Origin of the sequence: Burkholderia sp. E168m23, from assembly GCF_016586125.1 — a bacterium.
Classification (GTDB): Bacteria; Pseudomonadota; Gammaproteobacteria; order Burkholderiales; family Burkholderiaceae; genus Burkholderia; species Burkholderia orbicola.
In genome coordinates this window covers 1-3,561 of record NZ_BCPP01000765.1, presented here as the reverse complement: position 1 = coordinate 3,561, position 3,561 = coordinate 1, and the positions used below count along the sequence as shown (strand labels likewise).

The window sequence follows — 3,561 nt, the reverse complement described above, 5'->3', positions numbered from 1 at the left end:
CCCTTCGCGAGCGTCGCGTAGAGGATCGTCGCGTTCGGGTTCGCGAGCAGCAGGCCGGTCGGGTTGCCTGCGGCATCGCGCAGGATCGTGCCGCCCGGCGGCTCCGGCGTGTCCTTCGTATAGCCGACCACCCGCAGCGCGGCCGCATTCAGCAGCGCACGATCGTACAGGTGCAGGATGAACACCGGCGTATCGGGCGCGACTGCGTTCAGTTCTTCGATCGTCGGCAGCCGTTTCTCCACGAACTGATGTTCGGTGAAGCCGCCGACCACACGCACCCACTGCGGCGCCGGCGTGATCGCGACCTGCTGCTTGAGCATCTCCATCGCGAGCGCAAGCGACGGCACGCCGTCCCAGCGCAGTTCCATGTTGTAGTTCAGTCCGCCACGAATCACGTGGCAGTGGTTGTCGATCAGACCCGGCAGCACGCCGCGGCCGCCGAGATCGACCACCTTCGTCGCGCGGCCCGCGAGCGGCATCACGTCCGCTTCGCTGCCGACGGCGACGAAGCGTCCCGCGGCAATCGCGACCGCCGTCGCGACAGGGTTCGCGCGATCGAGCGTCGTGATGCGCCCGTTGTGCAGGATGAGATCGGGTGGGGTATCGGTTGCGCTCATGAATGTCCTCGAGGTGCTCAGAAGCCGAGCCAGTGACGAACCGGCGCGATGGCCTGCGCGCCGACCAGCATGCCGGCGAGGCCGACCAGCGCGATCAGCGGCGGCGCCGGCGAGCGCACCTTGATCACGCTGTACACGACGCCGATCAACACACCGGCGCCCAATGAAATTAAATAAGATTCCATAATGTTTTTTCTCCCGGCCGGATTAGAATCACCGGCATCGCGAGGCCGCCCGCGCGGCGCATCGCATCCGTTTCGCTTCCCTGCCATTCATGCCGACCATGCAACATCTTCCTGATCTCGAAGCCTGGGCCATCTTCGCGCGCGTCGCGGAGACCGGTTCGTTCGCGAAAGCGGCCGACCTGCTCGGCATCTCTCAACCCACCGTGTCGAAGGCGATCGCACGCCTCGAAAAGCGCCTCGGCGCGATGCTGCTGTACCGCACGTCACGCAAGCTGTCGCTCACGCCGACCGGCGAACTGCTGCGCGACCGCGCGATCCGCCTGCTCGCCGATGCGGAACTGATCGAGAACGAAGCGTCCGCGCAGGCGCTCGAGCCGCACGGCCTCGTGCGCGTGAATGCGCCGATGTCGTTCGGGCTGCACCATCTGTCGCCGGTGCTGCCCGCGTTTCTCGAGCGCTATCCGCGCGTCGACATCGATCTCGTGCTCACCGACCACATCGTCGACATCGTGTCGGGCGGCTTCGACGTCGCGATCCGCATCGCCGAGCTGAGCGATTCGACGCTGCGCTCGCGCCGCCTGTGCGCGGTGCGCCGGCCGCTCGTCGCGTCGCCCGCGTATCTCGATCGACGCGGCCGCCCGACGCATCCGCGCGACCTCGAACAGCACGTATGCCTCACGTACACCAACCTGCCGACGCCCGAGTACTGGCGCTTCCGTCACCCGGCGTCGGGCGACGAAGTCGGCGTGTCCGTGCACGGGCGTATCCGCACCAACAACGCGGACGTGATCCTCCCGGCCCTCGTCGGCGGTCACGGCCTGGCGCTGCAGCCCGAATTTCTCGTGTGGGACGCGATGCAGCGCGGCGAACTCGAGGAAGTGATGAGCGACTGGAAGATCGCGGACATCAACGTGAACCTCGTCACGCCGCCCGGCATGCTGCGCGCCGCGCGCGTGACGGTGCTGCTCGATTTCCTCGCCGAACATTTCTCGCACGCGCCGTGGGCGCTGCCCGCCGCCTGAACGCGTGATGGCCGCTTCATGGCCGATGGCAGACGATCGCCGCGTCCGGCGCGGCGATCGCGGCCGGTGACCGTTACTTCGCCGGCACGGCCGGAATCGACTCGTGCGGCGTCGCGGTACGCTGCGCTGCCTTGTGGACCATCGTGTATGCGTAGTCGACGCCCATCCCGTATGCGCCCGAATGCTCCTTCGCGATCGCCATCACCGCGTCGTACGAGTCGCGGCGCGCCCAGTCGCGCTGCCATTCCAGCAGGACCTGCTGCCACGTGACCGGCACCACGCCAGCCTGCACCATCCGCTGCATCGCGAAATCGTGCGCGGCCTGTGTCGTGCCGCCCGATGCGTCGGCGACCATGTAGATCTCGTAGTCGCCTTCGAGCATCGCGCACAGCGCGAACGTCGTATTGCAGACTTCGGTCCACAGGCCCGACACGACCACCTTCTTGCGGCCGTTCGCGGCCAGCGCGTCGCGCACCTTCTGGTCGTCCCACGAGTTCATCGACGTGCGTTCGAGGGTCTTCTGGTTCGGGAACACGTCGAGCAGCTCGGGATAGGTGTGGCCCGAGAAGCTCTCGCTTTCGACCGTCGTGATCGTGGTCGGGATGTTGAAGACCTTCGCGGCCTTCGCGAGCCCGACGACGTTGTTCTTCAGCGTCTGCCGATCGATCGACTGCACGCCGAACGCCATCTGCGGCTGCTGGTCGATGAAGATCAGCTGGCTGTTCTGCGGCGTCAGTACTTCAAGTTTCGGGTTGCTCATGGCGCAAGGTGTCCTGTGAACGAAAAAAGGGGGGCCTGCCTCGACCGTGAAAACGGGAGGAGCCTGAAATGCGTCGGCGCCGGATCGTCATCCGGGCCGAAATATTTAAGCCCCAAACGCGCGGCGCGAACACCCAAGGAATGGAATCGATCCGATTCCTGAACGAAGGCCCGTTCGGGGCCGCCCGCCCTTTTTTTCTTCACGCAAACCCGCTACGCTTTCAAGACTCTGACGGTGCCGTTCCGGCGCCGCTCGGCCATCACGAGGCGCACCACCATGAAACCGTATGTCTTCTCGCTGCTCGCCGGCATCCTCGCCGGCGTGATCTACGGCGCGCTCGGCGTGAATTCGCCCGCACCGCCGATCATCGCGCTCGTCGGCCTGCTCGGCATGCTCGCCGGCGAACAGATCCTGCCCGTCGCGCGCCGGATGCTGTCCGGCCATCGGCTGAACACCGCATGGCGCGATGCGAAGTGCAGCCAGCACATGTTTGGCGCGCTGCCGGGCGGCGCCGCGAACGACCGCAAGCCTTCTTGATCCACCCCATCGTCGCCGGACGCGCATGACCAACGTCGAGCTGTTCCATTACCTGTTGCTGTTGATCTGCGGCGCGGGCGCCCTCACCTGGCTCGCCGAGCGCGTGTCGATTCCGCCGGCCGTCGTGCTGCTGCTCGGCGGCTGCGTGGTCGCCGTCGCCGGCAAGCGCGTGCCCGACATGGACCCGGCGCTGCTGCTCGCGGCCGTGCTGCCGCCGCTGCTGATGTCGAGCGGGTTCTACACCGCCTGGAAGGAATTCCGGCAGGAGCTCGCATCGATCGCATCGCTCGCGCTCGGGGCCGTGGCGTTCACGACCGTCGCGGTCGCGCTCGCCGTGCATGCGGCCAATCCGTCGCTGCCGTGGGCCGCGTGCTTCACGCTCGGCGCGATCGTGTCGCCGCCCGACGCGGTCGCCGCAAAGGCGATCCTGCAGCGCCACC

The 3,561-nt window shown here is 66.9% G+C and carries 6 protein-coding genes; 3 read left to right on the top strand and 3 right to left on the bottom strand.

Annotated features, from left to right (window positions below):
• Positions 1 to 617, bottom strand: a 617-nt coding sequence (locus JMF90_RS29160; protein ID WP_201325760.1) for an amidohydrolase family protein, incomplete at its 3' end; no start/stop codon positions are given.
• 17 nt (positions 618 to 634) lie between these two features.
• The gene (locus JMF90_RS29155) at positions 635 to 802 is read right to left on the bottom strand and encodes a DUF1427 family protein (RefSeq protein ID WP_011545177.1); all 168 of its coding nucleotides are present in this window, start codon (positions 800 to 802) and stop codon (positions 635 to 637) included.
• 98 nt (positions 803 to 900) lie between these two features.
• On the opposite strand from JMF90_RS29155, the gene JMF90_RS29150 reads away from it, so the two are divergent.
• Positions 901 to 1,824 carry a LysR family transcriptional regulator gene (locus JMF90_RS29150; RefSeq protein WP_027808800.1) on the top strand — a complete coding sequence of 308 codons (924 nt, stop codon included), beginning with the start codon at positions 901 to 903 and terminating at the stop codon, positions 1,822 to 1,824.
• Positions 1,825 to 1,897: 73 nt separating this feature from the next.
• Here the strand turns inward: JMF90_RS29150 and JMF90_RS29145 are convergent, their stop codons facing one another.
• Entirely contained in the window at positions 1,898 to 2,584 is a 687-nt protein-coding gene (locus JMF90_RS29145; protein WP_012328320.1) for a hydrolase, read from the bottom strand.
• 276 nt (positions 2,585 to 2,860) lie between these two features.
• Here JMF90_RS29145 and JMF90_RS29140 point away from each other — a divergent pair, with 276 nt between their 5' ends.
• Both JMF90_RS29140 and JMF90_RS29135 read left to right on the top strand, forming a co-directional pair.
• Positions 2,861 to 3,121, top strand: a complete 261-nt coding sequence (locus tag JMF90_RS29140) for a XapX domain-containing protein (protein ID WP_124678625.1) — start codon at positions 2,861 to 2,863, stop codon at positions 3,119 to 3,121.
• Positions 3,122 to 3,146: 25 nt separating this feature from the next.
• A partial coding sequence (locus JMF90_RS29135; protein WP_201325759.1) for a cation:proton antiporter occupies positions 3,147 to 3,561 on the top strand: 415 nt, incomplete at its 3' end.